Annotated in this window: 22 protein-coding genes and 1 pseudogene; 13 read left to right on the top strand and 10 right to left on the bottom strand. The window is 72.8% G+C overall.

From position 1 onward, the window contains the following. Nucleotides 1-64 precede the first annotated feature (64 nt). Together AC02VZ_RS07385 and AC02VZ_RS07390 are read left to right on the top strand one after the other, a co-directional pair. The gene (locus tag AC02VZ_RS07385; protein WP_476474881.1) at nucleotides 65-442 is read left to right on the top strand and encodes an STAS domain-containing protein; all 378 of its coding nucleotides are present in this window, start codon (nucleotides 65-67) and stop codon (nucleotides 440-442) included. Between the two features lie 253 nt (nucleotides 443-695). After that, a complete protein-coding gene (locus tag AC02VZ_RS07390) occupies nucleotides 696-1,298 on the top strand; it encodes an ATP-binding protein (RefSeq protein ID WP_476474882.1) in 603 nt (200 codons plus the stop codon). A 666-nt stretch (nucleotides 1,299-1,964) separates the two neighbouring features. On the opposite strand, the gene AC02VZ_RS07395 is transcribed toward AC02VZ_RS07390, so the two are convergent. Beyond that, nucleotides 1,965-3,503: a peptide MFS transporter gene (locus AC02VZ_RS07395; protein WP_476474883.1), complete on the bottom strand. Its 1,539-nt coding sequence runs from the start codon at nucleotides 3,501-3,503 to the stop codon at nucleotides 1,965-1,967. A 555-nt stretch (nucleotides 3,504-4,058) separates the two neighbouring features. Here AC02VZ_RS07395 and AC02VZ_RS07400 point away from each other — a divergent pair. Together AC02VZ_RS07400 and AC02VZ_RS07405 are read left to right on the top strand one after the other, a co-directional pair. After that, nucleotides 4,059-4,736 carry a response regulator transcription factor gene (locus tag AC02VZ_RS07400; protein WP_432056171.1) on the top strand — a complete coding sequence of 226 codons (678 nt, stop codon included), beginning with the start codon at nucleotides 4,059-4,061 and terminating at the stop codon, nucleotides 4,734-4,736. A 52-nt stretch (nucleotides 4,737-4,788) separates the two neighbouring features. Further along, on the top strand, nucleotides 4,789-6,060 hold the full coding sequence (locus tag AC02VZ_RS07405; RefSeq protein ID WP_432056172.1) for an ATP-binding protein: 1,272 nt from the start codon (nucleotides 4,789-4,791) through the stop codon (nucleotides 6,058-6,060). A gap of 135 nt (nucleotides 6,061-6,195) precedes the next feature. On the opposite strand, the gene AC02VZ_RS07410 is transcribed toward AC02VZ_RS07405, so the two are convergent. After that, complete coding sequence (locus tag AC02VZ_RS07410; RefSeq protein WP_476474910.1) at nucleotides 6,196-6,693, bottom strand: GtrA family protein; 498 nt, start codon at nucleotides 6,691-6,693, stop codon at nucleotides 6,196-6,198. A 208-nt stretch (nucleotides 6,694-6,901) separates the two neighbouring features. Here AC02VZ_RS07410 and AC02VZ_RS07415 point away from each other — a divergent pair, with 208 nt between their 5' ends. From AC02VZ_RS07415 to AC02VZ_RS07425, 3 genes are read left to right on the top strand one after another with little or no spacing between them, the layout of a single operon-like run. Beyond that, a complete protein-coding gene (locus tag AC02VZ_RS07415) occupies nucleotides 6,902-8,041 on the top strand; it encodes a 5-(carboxyamino)imidazole ribonucleotide synthase (RefSeq protein WP_476474884.1) in 1,140 nt (379 codons plus the stop codon). Continuing rightward, on the top strand, nucleotides 8,038-8,568 hold the full coding sequence (purE, locus tag AC02VZ_RS07420; RefSeq protein WP_432056174.1) for a 5-(carboxyamino)imidazole ribonucleotide mutase: 531 nt from the start codon (nucleotides 8,038-8,040) through the stop codon (nucleotides 8,566-8,568). The genes AC02VZ_RS07415 and purE overlap by 4 nt, the downstream gene beginning before the upstream one ends. A 14-nt stretch (nucleotides 8,569-8,582) precedes the next feature. Then, entirely contained in the window at nucleotides 8,583-9,761 is a 1,179-nt protein-coding gene (locus AC02VZ_RS07425) for a dipeptidase (protein ID WP_476474885.1), read from the top strand. Between the two features lie 214 nt (nucleotides 9,762-9,975). Here the strand turns inward: AC02VZ_RS07425 and AC02VZ_RS07430 are convergent, their stop codons facing one another. Next, nucleotides 9,976-10,260, bottom strand: a complete 285-nt coding sequence (locus AC02VZ_RS07430; protein ID WP_476474886.1) for a putative quinol monooxygenase — start codon at nucleotides 10,258-10,260, stop codon at nucleotides 9,976-9,978. 390 nt (nucleotides 10,261-10,650) lie between these two features. Between AC02VZ_RS07430 and AC02VZ_RS07435 the strand changes: the two are divergent. After that, nucleotides 10,651-11,804 (top strand): annotated as a pseudogene (locus AC02VZ_RS07435) (dipeptidase). Between the two features lie 100 nt (nucleotides 11,805-11,904). Here AC02VZ_RS07435 and AC02VZ_RS07440 read toward each other — a convergent pair. After that, entirely contained in the window at nucleotides 11,905-12,297 is a 393-nt protein-coding gene (locus AC02VZ_RS07440) for a VOC family protein (RefSeq protein WP_432056178.1), read from the bottom strand. Between the two features lie 73 nt (nucleotides 12,298-12,370). Continuing rightward, on the bottom strand, nucleotides 12,371-12,730 hold the full coding sequence (locus AC02VZ_RS07445) for a VOC family protein (RefSeq protein WP_432056179.1): 360 nt from the start codon (nucleotides 12,728-12,730) through the stop codon (nucleotides 12,371-12,373). Nucleotides 12,731-12,840: 110 nt separating this feature from the next. Between AC02VZ_RS07445 and AC02VZ_RS07450 the strand changes: the two genes are divergently transcribed. After that, complete coding sequence (locus AC02VZ_RS07450; RefSeq protein ID WP_476474887.1) at nucleotides 12,841-13,398, top strand: CGNR zinc finger domain-containing protein; 558 nt, start codon at nucleotides 12,841-12,843, stop codon at nucleotides 13,396-13,398. Nucleotides 13,399-13,751: 353 nt separating this feature from the next. Here AC02VZ_RS07450 and AC02VZ_RS07455 read toward each other — a convergent pair whose 3' ends face one another. Further along, complete coding sequence (locus tag AC02VZ_RS07455) at nucleotides 13,752-15,095, bottom strand: UDP-glucose dehydrogenase family protein (RefSeq protein WP_432056181.1); 1,344 nt, start codon at nucleotides 15,093-15,095, stop codon at nucleotides 13,752-13,754. 188 nt (nucleotides 15,096-15,283) lie between these two features. Here AC02VZ_RS07455 and AC02VZ_RS07460 point away from each other — a divergent pair, with 188 nt between their 5' ends. After that, the gene (locus AC02VZ_RS07460; RefSeq protein ID WP_432056182.1) at nucleotides 15,284-16,441 is read left to right on the top strand and encodes an acyl-CoA dehydrogenase; all 1,158 of its coding nucleotides are present in this window, start codon (nucleotides 15,284-15,286) and stop codon (nucleotides 16,439-16,441) included. 251 nt (nucleotides 16,442-16,692) lie between these two features. On the opposite strand, the gene AC02VZ_RS07465 is transcribed toward AC02VZ_RS07460, so the two are convergent. Next, entirely contained in the window at nucleotides 16,693-17,889 is a 1,197-nt protein-coding gene (locus AC02VZ_RS07465; RefSeq protein WP_476474888.1) for a phospholipase D-like domain-containing protein, read from the bottom strand. A gap of 236 nt (nucleotides 17,890-18,125) precedes the next feature. On the opposite strand from AC02VZ_RS07465, the gene AC02VZ_RS07470 reads away from it, so the two are divergent. Then, nucleotides 18,126-18,488 (top strand): four-helix bundle copper-binding protein, encoded by a 363-nt coding sequence (locus AC02VZ_RS07470; RefSeq protein ID WP_476474889.1) that lies wholly within the window; start codon nucleotides 18,126-18,128, stop codon nucleotides 18,486-18,488. 227 nt (nucleotides 18,489-18,715) lie between these two features. Here the strand turns inward: AC02VZ_RS07470 and AC02VZ_RS07475 are convergent, their stop codons facing one another. Beyond that, nucleotides 18,716-19,993, bottom strand: a complete 1,278-nt coding sequence (locus AC02VZ_RS07475; RefSeq protein WP_476474890.1) for an LCP family protein — start codon at nucleotides 19,991-19,993, stop codon at nucleotides 18,716-18,718. A gap of 117 nt (nucleotides 19,994-20,110) precedes the next feature. On the opposite strand from AC02VZ_RS07475, the gene AC02VZ_RS07480 reads away from it, so the two are divergent. Beyond that, on the top strand, nucleotides 20,111-20,686 hold the full coding sequence (locus AC02VZ_RS07480; RefSeq protein WP_432056186.1) for an acyl-CoA thioesterase: 576 nt from the start codon (nucleotides 20,111-20,113) through the stop codon (nucleotides 20,684-20,686). A 180-nt stretch (nucleotides 20,687-20,866) separates the two neighbouring features. Here AC02VZ_RS07480 and AC02VZ_RS07485 read toward each other — a convergent pair whose 3' ends face one another. After that, nucleotides 20,867-22,336: an LCP family protein gene (locus tag AC02VZ_RS07485; RefSeq protein ID WP_476474891.1), complete on the bottom strand. Its 1,470-nt coding sequence runs from the start codon at nucleotides 22,334-22,336 to the stop codon at nucleotides 20,867-20,869. A gap of 127 nt (nucleotides 22,337-22,463) precedes the next feature. Here AC02VZ_RS07485 and AC02VZ_RS07490 point away from each other — a divergent pair, with 127 nt between their 5' ends. Further along, nucleotides 22,464-23,501: a glycosyltransferase family 2 protein gene (locus AC02VZ_RS07490; protein WP_432056188.1), complete on the top strand. Its 1,038-nt coding sequence runs from the start codon at nucleotides 22,464-22,466 to the stop codon at nucleotides 23,499-23,501. 286 nt (nucleotides 23,502-23,787) lie between these two features. On the opposite strand, the gene AC02VZ_RS07495 is transcribed toward AC02VZ_RS07490, so the two are convergent. Further along, on the bottom strand, nucleotides 23,788-25,386 hold the full coding sequence (locus AC02VZ_RS07495; protein ID WP_476474892.1) for an LCP family protein: 1,599 nt from the start codon (nucleotides 25,384-25,386) through the stop codon (nucleotides 23,788-23,790). Nucleotides 25,387-25,509: the final 123 nt, after the last annotated feature.

Raw genomic sequence — 25,509 nt, forward strand, 5'->3', positions numbered from 1 at the left:
CGGCGGGAAGGCGTAATGTTCGAGAGCGTCAGCAAGCAGTCACGACGGCAGGAGAGAGAGCGGCATGGACCGCGGGACGGTCGGCAGCGCACAGTCGGGCCGGCTTCTGGTCGAGGTGCGAGAAGAAGGCCCCAGTGCCGTTGTGACACCGGCGGGTGAGTTGGATCACCACACCGCCGACCTGTTGCGCGAGCCGCTGGAGGGCTGCCTCGCCAAGGGATTCAAGAGGCTGGTCATCGACTGCTCCCGGCTGGAGTTCTGCGACTCCACGGGGCTCAATGTCCTGCTCGGCGCCCGGCTGAAGGCCGAGGCCGCCGGTGGCGGGGTGCACCTCGCGGGCATGCAGCCCGTGGTGGCGCGGGTGTTCGAGATCACCGGGGCGGACGCCGTGTTCACCGTTCACGACACGCTCGAGGCGGCTCTGGCCGACGATCCCGCGTGATCCGTACGGGCGGGCCGGCCGTGAGCGGCGAGGGGCGCCCCGGCGGCCGCGGTGACACGCGTGATCCCGCCGACGCCTCTTTTCGTGCGAATACGGGGGTGTTCCGTCCGTGCCCCCGGGCAGGAGACATGCTGAACGGATCGGAAGCCGTGGTCATGGCACCGGCGAGAACCGGCCGGGCCGTTCACGGCGTGACTGACTGAGCATGGAAATTTTGAATGGTGAACTGGTGACACGGTGAGGTGAAGCGCTGATGAGCACCACCCGGCCCTACCCGCCGGGCGACCGCGGTGCGGAGCCCAGCGGCGCTTCCGGTGCGTCCGGGGGCACCGCACGGATGACGCAGGCGTCCGGCGGCGCGCGGGGGGCGCCGTCCGGGCAGCCCGCCGCGGCGAAGGCGACGGACTCCCCGCCGCCCGCGGCCGGCGGGACGCCCGGGCCGGGAGGACGGCAGACCCGCAGACTGACCTTCGACGACCAGAGCGGCGTCGTCCCGCTCGCCCGGGACTTCACCCGCCAGGCGCTGTACGCGTGGGGCTGGCTGCCCGCCGCGGGCGCCGAGCAGCGGGCCGCCGCCGAGGACGTCCTGCTCGTCGTGTCCGAACTGGTCACCAACGCCTGCCTGCACGCCGAAGGGCCCGACCAGCTCGGCATCACCTGCGACAACAAGGTGATCCGCGTGGAGGTCACCGACCGGGGCACCGGTCATCCGGCCCCGCGCACCCCGCACCGGGCGGGCCGGCCCGGTGGCCACGGCATGTTCATCGTCCAGCGCCTCTGCCTGGACTGGGGCGTCGTCCGCACACCGGGCATGCCCGGCAAGACCGTCTGGGCGGAACTCGGCACCCCCGCCTGACACCTCCCGGGCCTCCCGGCCCTCGTCACCCCGCACGCACTCGCCGGATCACCACGGATCCGGCGTGCGCCCTCTCTCCCCTTCCCCCGCGCCTCCCCGGGCCACCGCGGACCCGGCGCGCGCCTCGACTCCTGCTGAGTTTCCCGTTGTTGGGTTTCCCCGTGTGTCCCGTCCCGCCTGCTTCCTGACGGCTTCGGGCGTACCGGTACGCCCCGGTCCGACGCGCCCCGGTCCGGTACCTCCCGGTCCGGCAGCGCCCCCGTCCGATGCACCCCGGTCCGATGCGCGCCCGTCCGATTCACGCCGGTCCGACGCGCCGTCAGCGCGCAGCCGGGTGCCGGTGGTCCGGGACCGTGCCCGCACGTGAGCATGGACCCTCCGGAGGCCGGGGCAGAAGCCGGGTGAGGAGCCGACGACCGGGACGTGCGATGTCCGCCGTTCCCCCGGGCTCTTCCCCGCTCTCCACCCGCTCCCGTGCGGCAGCCCCACCCGCCCCCGGAGCGCACGCACGACGGCCTGACGGCCTGACGGCCTGCCCGCCTGACGGCCCGTCCGGCGGGCGCCACGGCCGGCCGGCACCGGTGGCCCTCGCCGCCGGGGGCCGCAGACGGCGAGGGCCGCCGCACCCGGAGGTGCGGCGGCCCTTCGCGCGGTCGTCGGGCGACGTCAGCGGACGTCGCCCATGCGGGACTTGACGTTGCGCCGGTACATGAAGACCGCCACGCCCGCGAGGGCGGCGAGGGTCGCCTGCACGGCCACCGCGGCGGAGCCGCTGAGGTCCACCCCGCCGACCGCCGGGTTGGACATCAGGCCGGTGATCGAGTCGCCGGCGGTGACGGCGAGGAACCACACGCCCATCATCTGGCCGGCGTACTTGGCGGGGGCCATCTTCGTCGTCACGGACAGGCCGACCGGCGAGAGGCACAGCTCGCCCACCGTCATGATGAAGTAGACGCCCACCAGCCACATCGGGCTGACCGCGGTGCCGCCGGCCGCCATCCCCAGCGGGATGAGGAAGAAGAAGAACGACACGCCGATCAGGACCAGCGCCATCGAGAACTTCACGATCGTGCTCGGCTCCTTGCCCCTGCGGTTCAGCCACAGCCAGAGCGAGGCGAACACCGGGGCCAGGGCCATGATGAACAGCGGGTTCAGCGACTGGTACCAGGAGGACGGGAAGTCGAAGCCCAGCAGGGAGCCGGAGGCCTTGCCCTCACCGAACGCCTGGACCGTGGACGCGCCCTGGTCGTAGATCATCCAGAACACGGCGGCGGCGACGAAGAACCAGATGTAGCCGGTCATCTTCGACTGCTCGTCCGAGGAGAGCTCCTTGTCCCGCTTGATGCGCACCAGCACACCCGTCGGGACGAGCAGGCCGATGACGGTCAGCGGGATCATCGCCCAGTTCAGCGTGAAGTGGCCGGTGAAGCCGACGATGCCGTAGAAGACGGCGGTGACGGCCGTCCAGATCAGGCCCTTGCGCAGCCAGGCCACGCGCTCCTCGGCCGCCAGCGGCTTGGGGACGACACTGCTCCGCGGGCTCAGGTTGCGGGTGCCCAGGAGGAAGGCCGCGAGGCCGATCGCCATGCCGACCGCGGCCATGCCGAAGCCGAGGTGCCAGCTGACCTGCTGGCCGACGGTGCCGATGGCCAGCGGGGCGAAGAAGGCACCCATGTTGATGCCCATGTAGAAGATCGTGAAGCCGCCGTCGCGACGCGGGTCCTCCGGGCCGTCGTACAGGTGGCCGACCATGGTCGAGATGTTGGCCTTGAGCAGGCCCGAGCCGACCGCGACGAGCGCCAGGCCGGCGAAGAACGGCGCCTGGCCGCCGGGCAGGGCCAGCACCACGTGGCCGGACATGATCGTGACGGAGGCGATGGCCACCGTGCGGCGCGGCCCCCAGACGCGGTCGCCGAGCCAGCCGCCGGGCATCGCGAGCAGGTAGACCATCGCCGAGTAGACGGAGACGATGACGGTGGTGGTGGCCACGTCCATGGCCAGGCCGCCGCCCATGCTGTCCTTGCCCGCGTCCGGACCGCCGGACAACAGGTAGACGGTGAGCAGGGCCTTCATGCCGTAGTAGGAGAACCGCTCCCACATCTCGGTCATGAACAGAGTGGCCAGTCCGCGGGGATGGCCGAAGAAGGTCTTCTCGGCGCCGGGGGTACCCGGACTCACCGAGTCCTTCGTCAGGCTGGACGCCATGGTCGTTCCTTGCTGGTCGGGACGCGTCCGCGCGAGGGTGCACGCGCCCGGTGGGGGGAGCCGGCACCGGCGGGCCGTGCCGTCCACCCCACGCCCGGGGGATCCCGCTCCGGATCGCGGAGCGGCGGACGGCGGCCACCGGGATCCACGCCTTCCGCGCGGCGATGCACGCGACAGGCCCGGCAACAGGTCATTCCTTCCGGGACCGGCGGGGCGGAACCCGCACCGGACCGCACGCGAAAGAGACCTTCGGCGTCAACTGCGCCAAAGGTCCCCGTGGTGCAACAGGCGTTGGTTCACCATACGGCAGGACAGTGCGGGACAGCGCGGGACATCGACGGACTTGAGACGTGAATCACAGGTTTTCGGGCGTGTCGATCGCCCTTTCGAAGGCCCTCCCCACCTTCGCACCCCACAGCCGCAGGACGGCCACCGGGGCGCCGCGAGCCCCCGCACCGTTCACGACGGGGGCGGGGGAGCACCCGAGGCACCGGTGGGAGCCCCGCCCGGCGATCACAGCCCTGGCCCCGGGGACGGCGGGACTACCATCAGTCCATGACCCGTGTACTGCTCGCCGAGGACGACGCGTCCATTTCGGAGCCGCTGGCCCGCGCCCTGCGCCGGGAGGGGTACGAGGTGGAGGTGCGCGAGGACGGACCCGGCGCGCTCGACGCCGGGATGCGCGGCGGCGTCGACCTGGTGGTGCTCGACCTCGGGCTGCCCGGCATGGACGGGCTGGAGGTGGCCCGCCGGCTGCGCGCGGAGGGGCACACGGTCCCCGTCCTGATCCTGACCGCCCGCGCCGACGAGGTGGACACGGTCGTCGGCCTGGACGCCGGCGCCGACGACTACGTCACCAAGCCGTTCCGCCTCGCCGAACTCCTCGCCCGCGTACGCGCCCTGCTGCGGCGCGGCGCCGCCGAGCCGCAGCAGCCGCCCGCCACCCACGGCGTCCGGATCGACGTCGAGTCGCACCGGGCCTGGATGGGCGACGAGGAACTCCAGCTCACCGCCAAGGAGTTCGACCTGCTGCGGGTGCTGGTCCGGGACGCGGGCCGGGTCGTCACCCGGGACCAGCTGATGCGCGAGGTCTGGGACACCACCTGGTGGTCGTCGACCAAGACCCTCGACATGCACATCTCGTGGCTGCGCAAGAAGCTGGGCGACGACGCCGCCAACCCCCGCTACATCGCCACCGTGCGCGGTGTCGGTTTCCGCTTCGAGAAGAGCTGAGCCCCCACGCCGGGGCCGGTGCCGGATACGAGGACATGTTGCGTAACAGGCCATGCGCCGCCGTCTGATCCAGTCCACGCTCGCCGTGGTGCTCGTCGTGATCGCCGTCTTCGGCGTCTCCCTGGTGATCGTGGAGACCCGCACCATCAGCGACGCCGCCCGCGAGCGCGTGGAGTCCGAGGCGGTGCGGCTGGCCAGCATCGTCGACAGCCGGCTGCTGGTCGAGGAGAAGATCAGCGCCGAGGTCCTCAGCGATCAGATCACCGAGGACCGCTACGCCGTCGTCGCGATCCCCGGGCGGGAGCCCATAGAGATCGGCACCAAGCCGGAGGGCGACGTCATCAGCGCCTCCGCGCCCGGCAAGGAGGGCGAGACGGTCACCGTGCAGGAGCCACGCTCCTCGGTGACCCGGGAGGTCGGCCGCACCCTGCTGATCATCGCCCTGGTGGCGCTCCTCGCGGTGATCGCCGCGGTGCTGCTGGCCGTGCGCCAGGCCAACCGGCTCGCCTCCCCGCTCACCGACCTCGCCGAGACCGCCGAACGCCTCGGCTCCGGCGACCCGCGCCCCCGGCACCGGCGCTACGGCGTGCCCGAGCTGGACCGGGTCGCCGACGTGCTGGACTCCTCCGCCGAGCGCATCGCGCGCATGCTGACCGCCGAGCGGCGCCTGGCCGCCGACGCCTCCCACCAGCTGCGCACCCCGCTCACCGCGCTGTCCATGCGCCTGGAGGAGATCACCCTCACCGACGACCCGGACACCGTGAAGGACGAGGCGACCATCGCCCTCACCCAGGTGGAACGGCTGACGGACGTGGTGGAGCGGCTGCTCACCAACGCCCGCGACCCGCGCACCGGCTCCGCGGTCACCTTCGAGCTGGACGAGGTCATCCAGCAGCAGCTCGCCGAATGGCGCCCCGCCTACCGCAGTGCGGGCCGCGCCATCGTCAGCTCCGGCAAGCGCAACCTGCGGGCCGTGGGCACCCCGGGCGCGGTCGCCCAGGTGCTCGCCGCGCTGATCGAGAACTCCCTGATGCACGGCGGCGGCACGGTCGCCCTGCGCACCCGGGTCACCGGCAACCAGGTCGTCGTCGAGGTCACCGACGAGGGGCCCGGGGTGCCCGCCGAGCTGGGGGCCCGCATCTTCGAGCGGGCGATCAGCGGCCACAACTCCACCGGCATCGGCCTCGCGGTCGCCCGTGACCTGGCAGAGGCGGACGGCGGACGGCTGGAGATGCTGCAGGCCAAGCCCCCGGTGTTCGGCCTGTTCCTGTCCCGGACACCCCCGCAGAAGTCCCCCGACGAGGGCGGGCGCACGGTCCGCTGACCGGTCCGCCGACCGCGGGTCGCGGCGGACGCCGTGGGCCGGGGTGGTGCGCTCGGGGGGCCGGCCGGCCAGGCCGGGACGCAGGGGGATGGCGCTCGGGGGCCGCCTCGTCACGGCACGTGCCGGGACGTCCTCCTACGGCACGCGCTGCCGGGCGGCGGCCCGCTGCGGACCGCCCCCGGCGACCGGACCCGCCGCGGGCTCGCGCACCGGCAGCGCCCGGAACACCCAGCTGCGGTAGGACCAGAAGCGGAACAGCGTGGCCACGCCGATGCCGAGGAACTTGAAGATGTTGCTCTGCAGCGGGCTGTCCCAGCCGAAGCCGTACGTCGCGGTGTAGAGAACACCGTTCTCGATCACCAGGCCGACCGCGCTGAACAGCAGGAACAGCGACATCTCGCGGGTGCGCCGGGTCTTGTCGCGGTCGCGGTAGGTGAAGTAGCGGAAGCCCACGTAGTTGAAGACGATCGCCACGATCGTCGCGATGACGCTCGCCCGCACCACCTGGAGGTCGGTCACCTGGCGCACCAGGTTGAACACACCCAGGTTGACCAGCACGCCCGCCCCGCCCACCGCGCCGAACTTGGCCACTTCGCGGAAGAGCCGTCGGAGCCCCGAGGAACCGCGTTCCATCGCCAGCAGGCTCCCGTCCGTCGGATGCGTCAACCCAGCCATGCTAACCACCCGCTCGCGCGATCTTCCTGCGGACGGATGGACGAACGGGCCGGAAACCGCCGGTGGGCGGGCCGCGCGACGGGCCTGGCCGGGCGTGACGTGCGGCGGACCGGCGGGCAGCACCCGACGGAACCGGCCACCTGGCCGCGGCGGATACCCTGGGGAGGTGACATTCCCGGTAGTCGGCATGGTCGGCGGGGGTCAGCTCGCTCGTATGACACACGAGGCGGGCATCCCGCTCGGCATCAGGTTCAAGCTCCTCAGCGACACTCCGCAGGATTCCGCGGCGCAGGTCGTCGGTGACGTCGTCGTGGGCGACTACCGCGACCTGGACACGCTGCGTGCGTTCGCGCGCGGCTGCGACGTGATCACCTTCGATCACGAGCACGTCCCCACGGAGCACCTCCGGGCCCTGGAGGCGGACGGCATCCCCGTCCGCCCCGGCCCGGACGCTCTGGTGCACGCCCAGGACAAGGGCGTGATGCGCGCGAAGCTGGACGCGATCGGCGTGCCCTGCCCGCGGCACCGCATCGTCGCCGGCCCCGAGGACGTGGCCGCGTTCGCCGGGGAGGGCGAGGGGTTCCCCGTCGTGCTGAAGACCGTCCGCGGCGGCTACGACGGCAAGGGCGTGTGGGTCGTCGACTCCGTCGAGGAGGCCGCCGAACCGTTCAAGGCGGGCGTTCCCGTGCTCGCCGAGGAGAAGGTCGACTTCGTGCGCGAGCTGGCCGCCAACGTGGTGCGCTCCCCGCACGGCCAGGCCGTCGCCTACCCGGTCGTCGAGTCCCAGCAGGTCGGCGGCGTCTGCGACACGGTCATCGCGCCCGCGCCCGGCCTGGACGAGGAGCTGGCGCTGCGCGCCGAGGAGATGGCACTGAACATCGCCAAGGAACTCGGCGTCGTCGGCCACCTCGCGGTCGAGCTGTTCCAGACCAGCGACGGTCGCATCCTCGTCAACGAGCTGGCCATGCGCCCGCACAACTCCGGCCACTGGACCATGGACGGCGCGATCACCTCGCAGTTCGCCAACCACGTGCGCGCCGTCCTCGACCTGCCGCTCGGCGACCCGCGCCCGCGCGCGCCGTGGACGGTCATGGTCAACGTCCTGGGCGGCGACTACCCGGACATGTACTCCGCGTACCTGCACTGCATGGCCCGCGACCCGCAGTTGAAGATCCACATGTACGGCAAGGACGTGAAGCCCGGCCGCAAGGTCGGCCACGTCAACACCTACGGCGACGATCTCGACGACGTGCTGGAGCGCGCCCGTCACGCAGCCGGTTACCTGAGAGGGACGATCACCGAATGAGCCCGAGCCCGGTCGTAGGCATCGTCATGGGGTCGGACTCCGACTGGCCCGTCATGGAGGCCGCCGCCAAGGCCCTCGACGAGTTCGAGATCCCCTACGAGGTCGACGTCGTCTCCGCGCACCGCATGCCCCGCGAGATGATCGCCTACGGCGAGCAGGCCGCGGACCGCGGACTGAAGGCGATCATCGCCGGTGCGGGCGGCGCCGCCCACCTGCCCGGCATGCTCGCCTCGGTCACCCCGCTGCCGGTGATCGGCGTGCCCGTGCCGCTGAAGTACCTCGACGGCATGGACTCCCTGCTGTCCATCGTGCAGATGCCGGCCGGCGTCCCGGTCGCCACCGTCTCCGTCGCCGGCGCGCGCAACGCCGGCCTGCTCGCGGCCCGCATGCTCGCCGCCCACGACGCCGAACTCCTCGCCCGCATGCGGGACTTCCAGCAGGAGCTGAACGACCAGGCCACCGAGAAGGGCAGGCGCCTGCGGGCCAGGGCCGAGGGCTCCGGCGCCGGCTTCGGCTTCGGCACGTGAGCGGGGTGGGTGCCATGACGTCCCTCGACGACGCCCGTGCGCTGCTGGCCGAGTTCCCCGTCGTCGACGGGCACAACGACCTGCCCTGGGCGCTGCGCCAACAGGTCCGCTACGACCTCGACGCCCGCGACATCGCCGCCGACCAGTCCGCCCACCTGCACACCGACATCCCCCGGCTGCGGGCGGGCGGCGTCGGCGCGCAGTTCTGGTCGGTGTACGTCCGCGCGGACCAGCCGGACCCCGTTCCCGCCACCCTCGAACAGATCGACTGCGTACGGCAGTTGCTGGCACGCCACCCGAAGGACCTGGCGCCCGCGCTGACCGCCGCCGACATGGAGGCGGCCCGGGCCGACGGCCGCATCGCCTCCCTGATGGGCGCGGAGGGCGGCCACTCGATCGCCAACTCCCTCGGCACCCTGCGGGGGTTGTACGACCTCGGCGTGCGTTATCTGACGCTCACCCACAACCACAACGTGGACTGGGCCGACTCGGCGACCGACGAGCCCCGGGCGGGCGGCCTGACGGCGTTCGGCCGCGAGGTCGTGCGGGAGATGAACCGGCTCGGCATGCTGGTCGACCTCTCCCACGTCGCCGCCACCACGATGCGGGACGCGCTGGACGCCACCTCCGCACCGGTGATCTTCTCGCACTCCTCCGCCCGCGCCGTCTGCGACCACCCGCGCAACATCCCCGACGACGTCCTGGAGCGGCTGCCCGCCAACGGTGGTATCGCGATGGTGACCTTCGTGCCCAAGTTCGTGCTCCAGGCCGCCGTCGACTGGACGGCCGCGGCCGACGAGAACATGCGGGCCCACGGCTTCCACCACCTCGACACCACCCCCGAGGCGATGAAGGTGCACCGCGCCTTCGAGGAGCGCCACCCCCGCCCGGTCGCCACCACGGCCACGGTGGCCGACCACCTGGACCACATGCGCGAGGCGGCCGGCATCGACCACCTGGGCATCGGCGGCGACTACGACGGCACCGCCTTCACCCCCGACGGCCTGGACGACGTCTCCGGCTACCCGAACCTCCTCGCCGAGCTCCTGGACCGCGGCTGGTCCCGGACCGACCTGGCCAAGCTGACCTGGCAGAACGCGGTACGGGTCCTGGCCGCCGCCGAGGACGTCTCCCGCGACCTGCGCACCACCCGCCCCCCGTCGAACGCCACCCTCGAGGATCTCGACGGCTGAGGGCGGGGTCGGCGGAAGGTGAGGGGTTCATCCTCACCCCGTAACCGGCCTCGTTGCGGAGCCGTTTCGGGGACCGCGTCCCGGAACCGGGCACCGGCGCAGGCGTCGGTCGGCCGGTCCCTGGACGCGGCGGGTGCCGCGGGGCCGAGCCCCGGGTGGCCGGCCCCGGTCCCGGAACGGGAGGCGCGGGCTGTGGGACGCGGCGCCCGCGGTCCTACGGGGCCCCCACGTCCGAGATCCGGTAGGTGCTCACGTCGGCCTCGCGGATGAGGGCGGTCTGCCCGGTGTCCGGACCGGAGCCACGGAAGCGGGCGAGGGCCTCCTCGCTCTCCCACCGTTCGTAGACGTTGACCCGGTCCGGCTCGACCGGGTCGGCGGACAGGGCGAAGTCCAGACACCCGGTGGTGGTCCGGGCCTGCGCCACGACCTTCGCGCATCCGGCCACGTAGGCGTCGCGCTCCGCGGCGTCCACCCGCAGTCTCCCGGCGATGATGATCACGTCACTCCTCGGTCGGCGGTTCCTCGCTCCACGGGCGAGGCGATGTGCGGGGGTGACCATGCACGGCGCGGCCACCCCGGGGGGTGGACCCCGACGGAGCATGGGACTCATCGGTGGCGGCACGAACCGCAGGAGCGGGACCGTCGGCCTGAACCCGTCGGCCTGAACCCGCCGGCCTGAGCCCGTCGGTCGAGCCCGTCGAACCGGGGGCGCCGCGTCCAGCCGGGGTGCCTCCCCGCCCTGCCCGCCTCCGTACCCCCATACGCCCCGTCCACCAGGCAGTCTCCCGGCGCGCCGTGCCACGGTGGCCGTACTGCGAGCACAGCGAGCACCCGGACGCGCGGTCGGTTCCGGTGGTCGCGCCCCGAGGTCACGAGTACGGAGCCCGTCATGGCCGATCTCCAGGACGACCTGCACCCCGCGAGCGAGGTCGGCCGCCTCGACGAGCGGACCGAACCGTCCGCCTTCGTCGACGAGGGGGGTCGTCGTCCCCCCGGACCCCGCCCGGCCCCTCTCCGACCCGGACGAGGACCTGCTCACCCGCGCCCGTGCCGTCCTCACCGTCCACCCCGTGGCCGACGGGTGCAGCGGGCTGCCGCAGGTGCTGCGGTCCCTGCCGTGGTACGACCTGGACCTTGGGGACAGCGCCGTCGAGGCGGACCTGCCGCGGCTGCGCGCGGGACAGGTCGGCGCGGTGTTCTGGACCCTGGACCTGCCCGACGCGGGTGACGGCGGACGCGCGGTGGTGGCGGCCCTGGACCAGCTGGACCTGGCCCGGTCGGTCGTCGCCGCGCACGACGAGGGCCTGCTCCCGGCGGGCAGCGCCGGTGAGGTCGCCGACGCCCGCCACCGGGGCCGGATCGCGGTGCTGTTCGGGCACCGTGAACGCGTCGGCGATGGGTGACTCGCTGGCGGTGCTGCGTGTGCTGCACGGCCTCGGGCTGCGGGTGCTCTCCCTGCACGGCACGTCCTGGGCGGGCCCGGCCGGGCTGACCCGGTTCGGCGAGGAGGTGGTGCGGGAGATGAACCGGCTGGGCGTGCTGCCGGAGCTGACCGACGCCTCCGCCCGGACGGTCCGCCGGGTCCTCACCGTCTCCCGGGCGCCCGCGCTGTTCAGCCGGTCCGCCGCCCGCGCCCTGCGCCCCCACCCCGCGAACCTGCCCGACGACCTGCTCGCCGAGGTGGGTGCGGCGGGCGGACTGTGCCTGGTGCCGCTGACCGCCGAGCAGACCGGGCCGACCGTCCGGGACGTCGCCGACCACCTCGACCACGTCCGCCGGACGGCCGGGCCGGAGTCCGTCGGTCTCTCCGGGACCTACGACACCGGCTCGGCCCACCCGCAGGAACTCCCCGACACCTCCGGCTACCCGACGCTGGTCGCCGAGCTGCTGCGACGTGGCTGGTCGGAGGCCGAGGTGGGCCTCGTGACCTGGGGGAACGTGCAGCGGGTGCTGCGCGCCGCGGACTTCACCGCCCGCGCGGCCCGGCACCGGCGGCCCCCGTCGACGGCCACGATCACGGATCTCGACGGCAGCGGCCGGTGACGCGGTCCGGCCGGGGCCGGGGCCGGTGACGAGGTGTCCGTCCCGGCCGGGGCCGGTGAGGCCCCCGTCCGGCCCCGGCCGGCCGAGGCGTCCCGGGACGTCAGGGCTGCTCGACGCGGCACAGGCAGAAGGGGTGTCCCGCCGGGTCGGCGTACACTCGGAAGCCCTTCGTCTCGTCGTCCTCCCGGTCCAGCACCCGCGCGCCCAGCGCCAGGACCTTCTGCTCGGCCTCGTCCACCTCGGCCCACGTCCCGCCGGCGTCGAAGTCGAGGTGGAACTGCTGCGAGTCGTGGTCGGCGCTCGGCCAGGCCGGCGGGGCGTACCCCTCGGCCCGCTGGAAGGCGAGCCGCGGCCCGCCGGGCAGCTGGAGCACCACCCAGTCGCGGTCCTGTTCCTCGGGGACGCCGCCGCCGACGGCCGCGTAGAACAGGGCCAGTTCACGGGGCTCGGGGCAGTCGACGACGACGGAGCGCAGACGGGCCACGGCGGCCATGGTTCCTCCCGGGGCAGCAGTCACGGAGTCAGCAAGCACGGAGTGAGCGGGCACGGAGTCAGCGGGCACGGAGTCAGCAGGCACAGAGGCAGAACGGGTGCCCCGCCGGGTCCGCGTAAACCCGGAAGGTCCGCGTGCGGTCCTCGGTGTCCAACGGCCGGGCGCCGAGCGCCAGCACCTCCTTCTCGGCCGCGTCCAGGTCCTCCACCTCCAGATCGAGGTGGAACTGCTGCGAGTGGTCGGGCGCGGGCCACTGCGGCGGTACGTGACCGGGGGCGCCCTGGAAGGCGAGGAGCGGGCCGCCGGGCACCTGCACCTGCACCCAGTCGCCCTCGCCCTCCGGGGTGCCGCCGACCACGTCGGCGTAGAAACCCGCCAGGGCCCGCGGGTCCCGGCAGTCCAGGACGACGGCGCCCACCTTGGCTACGGACATGATTCCTCCTTCGCGGGTTACCCCCAGATGCGGGTAACCGGTAACGGTTACTGCATGCTCCCGTAGAGCCGGTAACCTCGCAAGGGATATACGAGAGGTACCGTCCCCGCATGAGTGAGAGAGCCGCCCCGCCCGGAGGACCGGCCCTGATCCAGGCCCTGGTCAACACGGTGGACCTGGAGTCGGGCGCCGACGCCCTCGACACCGCGGACGGCCGCGCGCCCTACGGGCTCACCGAGGACGACCTCCCCGCCGCCCGGGAACTGCGCGAATCGCTGCGCGCCACGCTGCTCGCCCACGCCGGCCACCCGCCGCACCGCCCGGTGACCCCGCTCGGCGACCTGCTCGCCGCCGCCCCCCTCGTCGTCACCGTCGACCCGGCCGACGGCTCCGCCGCCCTCGCGCCGCTCGACGGCGCACCCCTGCTCTCCCGGGTCGCCGCGGCCGTGGCGGAAGCCGTCTCGACGGGCACCTGGGCCCGGCTCAAGGCGTGCGAGGCGGTCACCTGCCACTGGGCGTACTACGACCGCAGCCCGGCCGGACGGGGCCGCTGGTGCTCGATGCAGGTGTGCGGGGCCCGCGCCAAGATGCGTCGCTACCGGGCCCGGGGGACGGAGGAGCGGCCGTCACCGGACGGCGGGGGAGCGGGAGCGCGGGGGCGGGCCTGAGAGGGGCCGGCCGGGGCCCGGGGCCGGCGCGCCGCCGACCGGGGACCGGCGCCGGGGCGGGGCCGGCGAGGGCCCTCGGCGGCGGGAGTGGCCGTGACCACACCCCCGTGGCCCCGCGTGGTGCAGAATGCAACAGGACGCCGGTTCGGCCGACTGAGCCTCGGCCGAACCGGCGTCCTCCGTCGTCGACCGGGGGCGCCGAGCCCCCGCCCCGTCAGGCGCCGGACCGCCCGCACCCGCCCCGTCAGGAGCCGGACCGCCTCCGACCCACTCCGTGAGGCAGGGGGCCGTCCCCGCTCCGTCAGGCGGTAGGCCGCCCCCGCCCTGTCAGGCGGTGGGCCGCACCCACCCCGTCAGGCGGTGGGCCGTCCCATCGCGCGGTAACGCCACCCCGCCCGCCGCCACACCTCGGCGTCGAGCGCGTTGCGCCCGTCCAGGATCAGCCGCTCCGCGGCCACCTCGCCCAGCGCCTGCGGGTCCAGCTCCCGGAACTCCCGCCACTCCGTCAGGTGCAGCACCACGTCCGCGCCCCGCACCGCCTCCAGCGCGGAATCGGCGTACCCCAGGGTCGGGAAGACCGTACGGGCGTTGTCCATGCCCTTCGGGTCGTACACCGTGACCTGGCCGCCCTGGAGGTGGATCTGACCGGCGACGTTCAGCGCGGGGGAGTCCCGCACGTCGTCCGAGTCCGGCTTGAACGTCGCGCCCAGCACCGCCACCCGCCGGCCCAGGAACGGCCCGCCGCCCAGCTCCTGCCGGGTCAGCTCGACCATCCGGCCCCGCTGGCGCATGTTGATGGAGTCGATCTCCCGCAGGAACGTCAGCGCCTGGTCCGCGCCCAGCTCACCCGCGCGCGCCATGAACGCCCGGATGTCCTTCGGCAGGCAGCCCCCGCCGAAGCCGATCCCCGCCCGCAGGAACTTCGCCCCGATCCGGTCGTCGTACCCGATCGCCTCCGCCAGCTTGGCGACGTCGCCGCCCGCGGTCTCGCACACCTCGGCCATGGCGTTGATGAAGGAGATCTTCGTCGCCAGGAAAGAGTTCGCGGACGTCTTCACCAGCTCCGCGGTCGGGAAGTCGGTCACCACGAACGGCGACCCCTCACCGATCGGCGTCGCGTACACCTCGCGCAGCAGCTTCTCGGCCCGCTCACCGCGCACGCCCACCACGATCCGGTCCGGGTGCAGCGTGTCCTTCACCGCGAAGCCCTCGCGCAGGAACTCCGGGTTCCACGCCAGCTCCGCGTCCCCGCCGGCCGGGGCGTGCTCCGCCAGGTAGGCGGCCAGCCGGTCCGCCGACCCCACCGGCACCGTCGACTTGCCGACGACCAGGGCCGGACCCTTCAGGTGCGGGGCCAGCGAGGCGAAGGCGGCGTCCACGTACGACATGTCGCAGGCGTACTCGCCGTGCCGCTGCGGAGTGTTCACGCAGACGAAGTGGACGTCGCCGAACTCGCCGACCTCGGCCCAGTCCATGGTGAAGCGCAGCCGCCCGGTGGAGCCCTCGATCCCGGCCACGTGCCGGCGCAGCAGCTCCTGCAGCCCCGGCTCGTACATCGGGACCTCGCCGCGGCGGAGCATGTCGATCTTCTCGGGGACGACGTCGAGGCCCAGCACCTCGAACCCGAGCTCCGCCATGGCCGCGGCGTGCGTCGCGCCGAGATAACCGGTCCCGATCACGGTGATCTTGAGGGCCATGGGGTGCTCCAGGGGTCTACGGCACAGTGCGCGCCCGAGCATATCCGGGCCGCGCGGAGGGGCCGCGCGGGGCAGGCGGACCGCTGTCGTCAAGCTCACCTATCCACGAGGGCGCGCGGAGCTCTAAAATTGGTGTTACTTAACAGTAGTTAGCGCCAGTACCGCCGCGTTTTGGAGCGTGAGAGACCTTGGCCGGATCGGCTGACTTCGACCTGTACCGCCCGTCCGAAGAGCACGACATGCTCCGTGACGCCGTCCGCTCCCTGGCCGAGGCGAAGATCTCGCCGCACGCCGCCGCGGTGGACGAGGAAGCACGCTTCCCGCAGGAGGCCCTCGACGCGCTGGTCGCCAACGACCTGCACGCCGTCCACGTGCCCGAGCAGTACGGCGGTGCCGGTGCCGACGCGCTCGCCACCGTCATCGTCATCGAGGAGGTGGCCCGCGCCTGCGCGTCCTCCTCCCTCATCCCCGCCGTCAACAAGCTGGGCTCGCTGCCCGTGCTGCTCTCCGGCTCCGAGGAACTCAAGAAGCGGTACATGACCCCGCTCGCCAAGGGCGACGCGATGTTCTCGTACTGCCTCTCCGAGCCGGACGCCGGCTCCGACGCGGCCGGCATGAAGACCAAGGCGGTCCGCGACGGCGACCACTACGTCCTCAACGGCGTGAAGCGCTGGATCACCAACGCGGGCGTCTCCGAGTACTACACCGTCATGGCGGTCACCGACCCCACCAAGCGCTCCAAGGGCATCTCCGCCTTCGTGGTGGAGAAGTCGGACGAGGGCGTCTCCTTCGGCGCGCCGGAGAAGAAGCTGGGCATCAAGGGCTCGCCCACCCGCGAGGTCTACCTGGACAACGTCCGCATCCCCGCCGACCGCATGATCGGCGAGGAGGGCACCGGCTTCGCCACGGCGATGAAGACCCTGGACCACACCCGCATCACCATCGCGGCCCAGGCCCTCGGCATCGCCCAGGGCGCCCTCGACTACGCCAAGGGTTACGTCCAGGAGCGCAAGCAGTTCGGCAAGCCGATCGCCGACTTCCAGGGCATCCAGTTCATGCTCGCCGACATGGCCATGAAGATCGAGGCCGCGCGCCAGCTGACCTACGCCGCCGCGGCCAAGTCCGAGCGGGGCGACGCCGACCTGACCTTCCAGGGCGCCGCCGCCAAGTGCTTCGCCTCCGACGTCGCCATGGAGGTCACCACGGACGCCGTCCAGCTCCTCGGCGGCTACGGCTACACCCGTGACTACCCGGTCGAGCGGATGATGCGGGACGCGAAGATCACCCAGATCTACGAAGGTACGAACCAGGTCCAGCGGATCGTGATGGCCCGCAACCTGCCGTAACAGCGGGCGAGGCGGAAGGTGGGGTGCCCCGGGGGACCGGGGCACCCCCCGCTGCCGTCCGGGCCCGGCGGCGGGCGCGTCACCCGGCCCGGGAGGGCCGTGAGCCAGCCCGCTCGGGCCGGGCACGACGTCCGACCGGAGCTGGTCGAGCAGGTCGTCGGGTCGGGGGAGTCCCCCGGCCGCCCCCGGCCGCGGCCCCGAGCCGCGCTCCGTGGGGGACACCGCCACGCCGGACACTCACCGCCTGCGGCTCACAGGAAACGCCGGATCGGGGTGACCGCGGCCTCGGCCAGACGCGCGGGCAGGGGGCGGCGCCGCCAGCGGTCCGGGTCGATCGGCTCGCTCAGCTCGCGGTCCGCGTCGAAGTCGGCGTCCAGGGCCGCCGTGAAGTCCTCGTCGAGGACGGCCAGCATGACCTCCTCGTCGTGCTCCAAGGAGCGGCGGTTGAAGTTGGTGGAGCCGATCAGGGAGCACACCCCGTCCACCGTGATGATCTTCGTGTGCAGCATCGTCGGCTGGTACTCCCGCACCTCCACGCCCGCTTCGGTCAGGGTCGCGTAGTGCTGCCGTCCGGCCAGCAGGCAGGCGCGCTGGTCGGTGTGCGGGCCCGGCAGCAGGATCTCCACCCGCACGCCGCGGCGGGCGGCGGCACACAGCAGGTCGACGAAATAGGGGTCGGGCGCGAAGTAGGCGGTGGAGAGGCGGAAGCGCTCGCGGGCCGAGGTGATCATCACCCGCAGCAGCGTCTGCATGTCCTGCCAGCCGAAACTCGCCGAACCGCGCACCACCTGGACCGTGGCGGTGCCCGGCTGGTCCTGGTCGGTGAAGCGGTCGCGGTCGTCGTACAGGTCGTCGTGGCACTCCGCCCAGTTCTGGGCGAAGGCCGCCGCTATCCCGTCCACGGCGGGCCCCCGGACCCGCACGTGGGTGTCGCGCCACTCGCCCGGGCCGCGGGCGTCGCCGCACCACTCCTCGGCGATGCCGACACCGCCGGTGAACGCGGTGTGCTCGTCGGTGACCAGGACCTTGCGGTGGCAGCGGTGGTTCTGCCGCATCGGTGACAGCCGGGTCGGCTTGCGGAACCAGGCCACCTGGACGCCGGCCCGCCGCATGGCGTCCAGCAGGTCCGGCTCTATCTCCTTGGCCCCGAAGCCGTCCAGCAGCAGCCGGACGCGCACGCCCGCGCGGGCCCGTTCGGAGAGCGCCTCGGCGAACTCCCGCGCGATGTCGCCCCGCCAGTAGACGAAGGTCATCATGTCGACGGTGTGCTCGGCGGCCCGGACCGCGGCCAGCATCTCGGGGAAGATCCGGTCGCCGTTGCGCAACGGCACCAGCTCGTTGCCCTCGGTGGCCGCGATGCCGAGCAGCCGCTCCAGCCGTCTGCGCAGCCGTTTGCGTTCCGCCTCCGCTGTCCGTGCGGGGTCCGTGTCCGGTGTCACCTGGGTCATGGATGCTCTCCCTGGGCCGCTCGTCGATTCCTCCCGGCGTGGTCGCTCCGACCGGGGCGCCTCACTTCTTCTTGCCGTTGTCGGCGCTCCCAAGCAGGCCGTCGCCCGGCGGGCGCGGAAAGCGGGGCCGGTGCGGGACCGGTGCGGGGCCGTTCCTGTGGTGGTCATGGGGCGAGGGGCGTAGGACGGAGGGGCGGGGGCCGCCCCCCGGTCCTCGCGGACTCCCGGGAGGAACCATGACGCAGCAATCCGCCGCCGCCCCGCTGAGCAAGGAGATGCAGGACTGCATCGACGCGTGCATGACCTGCCACGGCATGTGCGAGCAGACCATGAGCCACTGCCTGCAGATGGGCGGCGAGGCACCGGTCATGATCATGCGCGCGCTCATCGACTGCGCCGAGACGACCCGGCTGTGCGCCGACATGATGATGCGCCGCTCGCCGCTCGCACCCGACATGTGCGCGATGTGCGCCACGGCCTGCGACACGTGTGCCCAGGCGTGTATGAGCATGCCGGACGACAAGCAGATGACGCGCTGCGCCGAGGCGTGCCGCCGCTGCGCCGACTCCTGCCGCACGATGGCCGGCGCCACGATGTGACGCCGGTACCGACACCGGACCGACACCGACACCGCATCGACGGCAGGCATACCGGGGTTGGCACCGGAGTCGGCACCGGGGTCGGCACCGGACCGACGGCACCGGACCGACGGCACCAGCCCGGCACCGCCACGCCCGCCCGCCGTCGCGGCGGAACGGATGAGGGGCCCCCCGTCGTGGGATGCCCCTCGTCCGTCGACGTACCGTCAGCCGCCGTGTGGCGTCCGTCAGTTGCCCTTGACGGTGACCTTCTCGTCGTTGTTCAGCTGGTTCACCAGCTGCTTGACCTTGGCCTTGTCCCAGAGCAGGTTGCCGCCGGTGGAGCCCGCGATGGGCATGTTCATCGAGGTGCCGTCGCCGCCGCTGACGCCCTTCATCGCCCAGAACATGGTCGCGAGGTCGAACAGGCCCATGTCCTTGTCGACGATGAGCGAGTCCAGGCCGGCGCCCAGGGTCGGGTACAGCTTGAACGGGTTGAGCACCGTGCCCGGCGTGGCCACCTGGTTGGCCAGGGCCGAGAGGAACTTCTGCTGGTTCTTGGTGCGGTCCAGGTCCGAGCCCGCGAGCGCGTACCGGGTGCGGACGAAGGCGAGGGCCTGCTGGCCGTCCAGCGTCTGCTTGCCCTTCTTCAGGTCGGCGCCGGACTTGGTGTCCTTGATGTCCTGCGGGATGTCCATCTCGACGCCGCCGACCGCGTCCACGATGTTCGCGAAGCCGGCGAAGCCGATCTCGACGTAGTGGTCGATGTGCAGCCCGGTGTTGAACTCCACGGTGCGCACGAGCAGTTCGGGCCCGTCCTCGGAGTAGGCGGCGTTGAGCTTCACCTGACGGCCGGTCCCCGGGTACGTCTTGCCGGAGTCGGAGCCCTTGAACGAGGGGATCTCCACGTTGGAGTCGCGGGGCAGCGAGATCAGCGTGGGGCCGTTGTCACCGGTGTGCAGGATCATCATCGAGTCGGTGCGCTTGCCCTCGGCGGACCCGGTGCGCAGCTTCTTCTTCTGCTCGGAACTGAGCCCGGCGCGGCTGTCGGAGCCGACGATCAGGTAGGTGGTACCCGCGCCCTTCTCCGGCCGCTCGATCACCTTGGACAGGTCGACCTCGCGGTTCAGCTTGGAGTCGGCCCAGAAGTAGGTGCCCACCAGGGTGACGATCAGCACAGTGGCGACGGTGATCGCGGTCACCTTGATGCGGCGCCGCCAGTCCGGCGCGGACTGCCGCGGGTAGGTGCCGGGGCCGCCCGGGCCGCCGGGCCCGGAGGGCCGCCCGTAGACCTGGCCGGTGTTGTAGTCACCGCCCTGGCCGCCGCCGTAGCCGCCGTGGCCCTGGCCGTCGACGTAGGAGGGCTGCTGCGGGACACCGCCGTAACCGCCGTGCGCGGGCGGGGCGGTCGGGCCGCGGCGGACCTGCCGCATCACGCGGGCGCCTTCGGGCTGTGCGCTCGCGCTGCCGCGGCCGTAGCGGCTGCCGCGGTGGTCGTCGGGCCGTGCGTCGGGCCAATCAGTCATGCGCAACAGTGTGCAGGTCCGGACGCCGTGTCATACAGGGTCGTCGGAAAATAAGGTCGCCGCTGTAGCGAAGCTGACACAAATTCCCGGGATGTCCCTCGGCATAAGGTGGAGGCCATGACAGACCAGGCCCCCGCCCCTCAGACGGACACCCCGGGCACCCCGGACACCCAGGACATCCCGGGCAAGCCCACGTCCGCGTCCCGTACGACGCTCAGCCACATCATGACCCACAGCGACACCAACCTGCTGGGGACGGTGCACGGCGGCGTCATCATGAAGCTGGTCGACGACGCGGCGGGCGCCGTCGCCGGGCGGCACTCCGAAGGGCCCGCGGTCACCGCGTCGATGGACGAGATGGCGTTTCTGGAGCCGGTCCGGGTCGGCGACCTCGTGCACGTCAAGGCCCAGGTCAACTGGACGGGCCGGACCTCGATGGAGGTCGGCGTGCGGGTGCTGGCGGAGCGCTGGAACGAGTCCGCCCCCGCCACCCAGGTCGGCTCCGCCTACCTGGTGTTCGCGGCCGTCGACGCGGACGGCAAGCCGCGCCGCGTGCCGCCGGTCCTGCCGGAGACCGACCGGGACCGGCGCCGCTACCAGGAGGCGCAGATCCGCCGCACGCACCGGCTGGCCCGCCGCCGGGCGATCATGGAGCTGCGCGAGCGGCGGGCCGCCGAGGGCTACGAGGACTGAGCCGCGCGGCCGTGGGGCGGTCGCGGTCGTGGGGCGGTCGCGACCGGTGTGGCCGGGGCGGCCGACGGTCCGGTGCGGCCGGTCCGGTCCGACGCGGCCGGCCCCGGCCCGCCCCGGTCCGACCCGGCCCGTCCGGTGGGCGGGCGCAGCCGGTTCGGTGGCCGGGTCCGGCCGGGCCGCTCAGGTGCAGCCGACCTCGTCGCCGCGCACCACACCGAACTCGTCCTGGCCCGGGTCCGCGGGCCGCACCTTGCGGACCTTCTCGAAGTCGGTCCCGGCGATCACCTTGAGCGTGGCGCCCTGGCCCTTGACCGCGCGCAGTTCACTGCCCGGCAGGGCCGCCGCGAGGGACTTCGCGGAGCGGTCCCAGCGCGGGTCGTAGGCGATGACGGTGCGGGTCACGTCCCGGGTCGCGGCGTTGGCCGGGGCCCGGGTGGTGGCGAAGCCGGTCGCGGCCAGGGCCGCGTCGACACGGCGGCCCAGCCCGGCGGTGGTGGTGCCGTTCTCCACCTGGACCCGGATCTGCGCGGGGTCCACGGCCACCCGCAGCGCCCCGCCCTTCGCCTTCGGCGGGGACAGCGGGTCGTCCCGGCGCAGCGCCTCGAAGATGCGCTCCGACTTCTCCGGGTCCCATTTCAGCGTGGAGCCGACGCCCTCGACGCGGTGGCCCATCTTCCCGATCGGGACCGTGGTGAACTCGGAGGACGAGGGGGAGAAGTTCCGCATCGCCCGCCCCAGGTCCAGCAGTTCGTCGGTGCCGAAGCCCTTGTCGGCGCGGACCGAGCCGAGCACCGCCCGGGTCACGTCCCGGAACTTCATCGGGTTGAGCAGGATCCCGGAGGAGGTGGCCCGTTCGACCAGGGCGGCCATGAAGCGCTGCTGGCGCTTCATCCGGCCCAGGTCGCTCGCCGCGTCGACGTACCGGGCGCGGACGTACTGCAGCGCCTGCCCGCCGTCCAGGGTGTGCCGGCCCGGTGCCAGGTCCAGGCCGGTGTGCGAGTCCTTCAGCCGCCGGTCGGTGCAGATCTCGACGCCGCCGACGACGTCGACGGTCTTCATGAAGCTGGTGAAGTCCAGTTCCAGGTAGTGGTCGATCTTCACCCGGGTCATCTTCTCGACCGTGCGCACGGTCAGCTGCGGCCCGCCCTCGGCGTAGGCGGCGTTCAGCTTCAGCGGGTGCCCCTCGTGCCGCTCGCCGCTGACCCGGTCGGTGTGCGCGGGCGTCATGGCGTAGGAGTCGCGGGGCAGGCTCACCACGCTGGCCCGGTCCCGGTCCTCGGAGATGTGGACGATCATCATCGTGTCGGTGCAGTGGCAGGGCGCCCCGCCGAGGCGGTACTTGCGCCGCTCCTCCTCGCTGATCCCGTCGCGTCCGTCGGTGCCGACGACCAGGATGTTCATGCCGTGGCCGGCCTCGGGACGGTTCTTCATGTCCCGGAACGGGTCGACCCGGTCGATGCCCGACTCCAGACCGGTGAGCACCGTGTGCCCGATGCCCGCCGAGGCGAGCACCACCACCGACACGGTGGTGACGGCCCGCATCCCCCAGCGCGCCCGGCGGCGGGCGGGGGGACGCGGGGCGCCGCGGGACGGTCGGTGCGGGCGCCGGGGCGTGGTACGGGGCCGGGGGGACCGCGGCGGCGTGGGCAAAGGGGACACCTCCGGACGACGGCCGTGCGTGGATCTTGAGCACCGTAGGCCGATACGATCTGCGGCCCGGCTCATCGCCCCCGGCGCGCGCATCGGTGTCCCCCGTACGCGGTAACGTGAGCCTCCTATGAACGCCAATCCCGACGTGCGGCACCCCGCCGTTTCCGTGATCATGCCGGTCCTCAACGAGGAGCGGCATCTGCGCGGCGCCGTCCGCGCGATCCTCGCCCAGGAGTACGACGGCGAGATGGAGGTCGTGATCGCCCTCGGTCCGTCCACGGACCGCACGGACGAGATCGCCGCCGAGCTCGTCGCCGAGGACCCGCGGGTGCACACCGTGCCCAACCCGACCGGCCGCACCCCGGCCGCCCTCAACGCGGCGATCAAGGCCTCGCGCCATCCGGTCGTGGTCCGCGTCGACGGGCACGGCATGCTCTCCCCGAACTACATCGCCACCGCGGTGCGGCTCCTGGAGGAGACCGGCGCGCAGAACGTGGGCGGGATCATGCATGCCGAGGGCGAGAACGACTGGGAGCACGCGGTCGCCGCCGCGATGACGTCCCGGATCGGCGTCGGCAACGCCGCCTTCCACACCGGGGGCGAGGCCGGTCCCGCCGACACGGTGTACCTGGGGGTGTTCCGGCGCGAGGCGCTGGAGCAGCAGGGCGGTTACAACGTGGAGTTCATCCGCGCCCAGGACTGGGAGCTGAACTTCCGCATCCGCGAGGCCGGCGGGCTGATCTGGTTCTCGCCGGAGCTGAAGGTGTCCTACCGCCCGCGGCCCACGGTGCGGGCCCTGGCCAAGCAGTACAAGGACTACGGCCGTTGGCGGCACGTGGTGGCCCGCTACCACGCGGGGTCCATCAACCTGCGCTACCTGGCCCCGCCGGCCGCGGTGTGCGCGATCGCGGCGGGCACCCTGGCCGGTGTCCTGCTGACCCCCTGGGGCTTCGTGGTGCCCGGCGGCTACCTGGCGGCCATCGTGCTGGGCTCGGTGCCGGCGGGCAAGGGCCTGCCCCTGGCGGCGCGGCTGCGGATACCGGTGGCCCTGGCCACCATGCACATGTCCTGGGGCTGGGGCTTCCTGACCAGCCCGCGCTCGCTGGCGAAGAAGGTCATCGCCTCGCGCCGCCCCGCCGTCCGCGCGGACGCCCCGGCGGCCTGACGGACCGTTCCCGGGCCCTTCCGACGGGGAGGGCCCGTGACACCGTTCCGGAGCCGTGTCACGTATCCCGGGCCCTTGCCCTGCCTCACCCGGAGTTCGACAGCCCGGCCCGTGCCCTGCCGGGCGTGACCCGTGCCGGGGCGGCTCGTGCCCTGCCCGAGAGCCGGCCGCGCCCGGCCCTTGCCGTCCGGGGGCGAGGCTCCGCCGTGCCCGACCCTTCCGTGCGGGCAGCGCGAGGCCCCCGCCCGGCCCGTGTCGGCGCGGGAGCCCGCCCCGTCCGCCCCCGCTACCAGCTGAAGGCCGGGTTGACCTCCATGCACGCCGAGTCGTCGGCGCCGTTGAGGGGCTGGGCCGACTCGGGGGTGGTGTCGTCCTTCTCCGGTGCCCGGTAGGTGTCGCCCTCGCGCCAGTCGGCGCCCACGACGAGCGTGACGCCGGACACCTCGGTGGACCGCTTCACCGCGTCCGACGGGATGCCCAGCACCTCGGCGACCCGCCGGGCGTCGCCCTCCAGGTCGGCGCTCGGGTAGTGCACCACGGTGCGCTTCTCCCGCGTGATGCCGACCGTGTCGGCCGTGGCGTCCGTGAAGCCCTTCTCCTTGAGCAGTCCGGCCACGGTGCCCGCCCGCCCGGCGGCGGGCCCCAGGGTGTCCGTCCGGGTGCCGTTGAGGACCCGCACGGCGATCTCGTCGTCGGGGGCCGCCGGTTCCTCGGGGGCGTCCTCCACGGCCGGCTCCTCCTCGGCGTCCCTGCCGTCCAGGGCGATGTCCTCGCGCACCAGCCGGAACAGCTGCTCGGCGTCCTCGGTGGGCTCCACGCGGGAGCCCACGTACCGGTTGGGCATGGTGGTCATGGTGATACGTTTCGGCTCCACCTTCCGCAGCTCGTTGCTGAGGTCGTAGAGCTTCTTGACGGTGTCCAGACCGGGGTCGACGGTCAGCGCGGTGGTGGCCTTCTCGGCCAGTCTGCGCAGCTTGTTGGGGCTGCTCAGGGTGGCGTTCTCGCGCAGCTGACGGACCATCGCGTTCATGTACATGTGCTGCGCCTTGGCGCGAGCGAGGTCGCTGCCGTCCTCGAAGCCGTACCGGGTGCGCAGCCACTGCAGGGCCTGCTCGCCCTTGATGTAGGTCGTGCCCTTCTCCAGCTTCAGGCCGGAGCCGTGCCCCCGGCTGTCGCGGGAGTGGATGTTCTTGTCCACGCACACCGGCACGCCGCCGACCGCGTCGGCCATGGACACCACGCCGGCGAAGTCCACCATGACGAAGTGGTCGATGTGGATGCCGGTGAGCTCCTGCCAGGTGGCCACCGTGCAGCCCGGACCGCCGTGACCGAGGCTCTGGTTGGTCATCACCCGGCCGTTGCTCGCCGGATACACCGTGCCGTCCTCGGGGTCGGTGCACTTGGGGATCTGCACCAGGGTGTCACGCGGCATGCTGACGACCGACATGTTCGAGCGGTCCGCCGACAGGTGCACCAGCATCTGCACGTCGGCCAGCGGCGTCGAGCCGAACGTCTCCCGGGCACCGCCGAGTTGCTGGTTCTCCTTGGTGTCGCGGGCGTCCGAGCCGATCAGCAGGATGTTCAGCGGGGTCTGCCCGGCCGCGTTGGGCGTGGGCGCGGCGATCTTGTTGTCGCCGAGGTTCAGGGGGTCCTTCCTGAGGTTGTCGTTGAGGTGCCGGTAGTAGAGGTAACCCGCCCCTGCGGAGCCGGTTATGAGCAGCGCGAGCACCGCCGCGGTCCACTTCAGCACCCGGCGCCGCCGCCGCGGACGGGGGCTGTCGTCGCCGGCCGGGGCCGTGGCGCCGTCCCCGTCGGACGGGCCGCCTTCCCGGTCCGCGGCCGGGTCACCCTCACCGGGTGTGCCCGGGTCGGCGTTCCGCGTCACTGCCCCCGTTCTCGCCACTCCTGGCACCTCTCGTGTCGTGAAACAGGCCCGTCCTGCGTCCTGTTAGACGCACGAAGGGCCCGTCAGTTGCACAGGAAACAACAACGACTTCAACACGTTGAA

It is taken from the genome of Streptomyces sp. 3-6 (genome assembly GCF_056323165.1).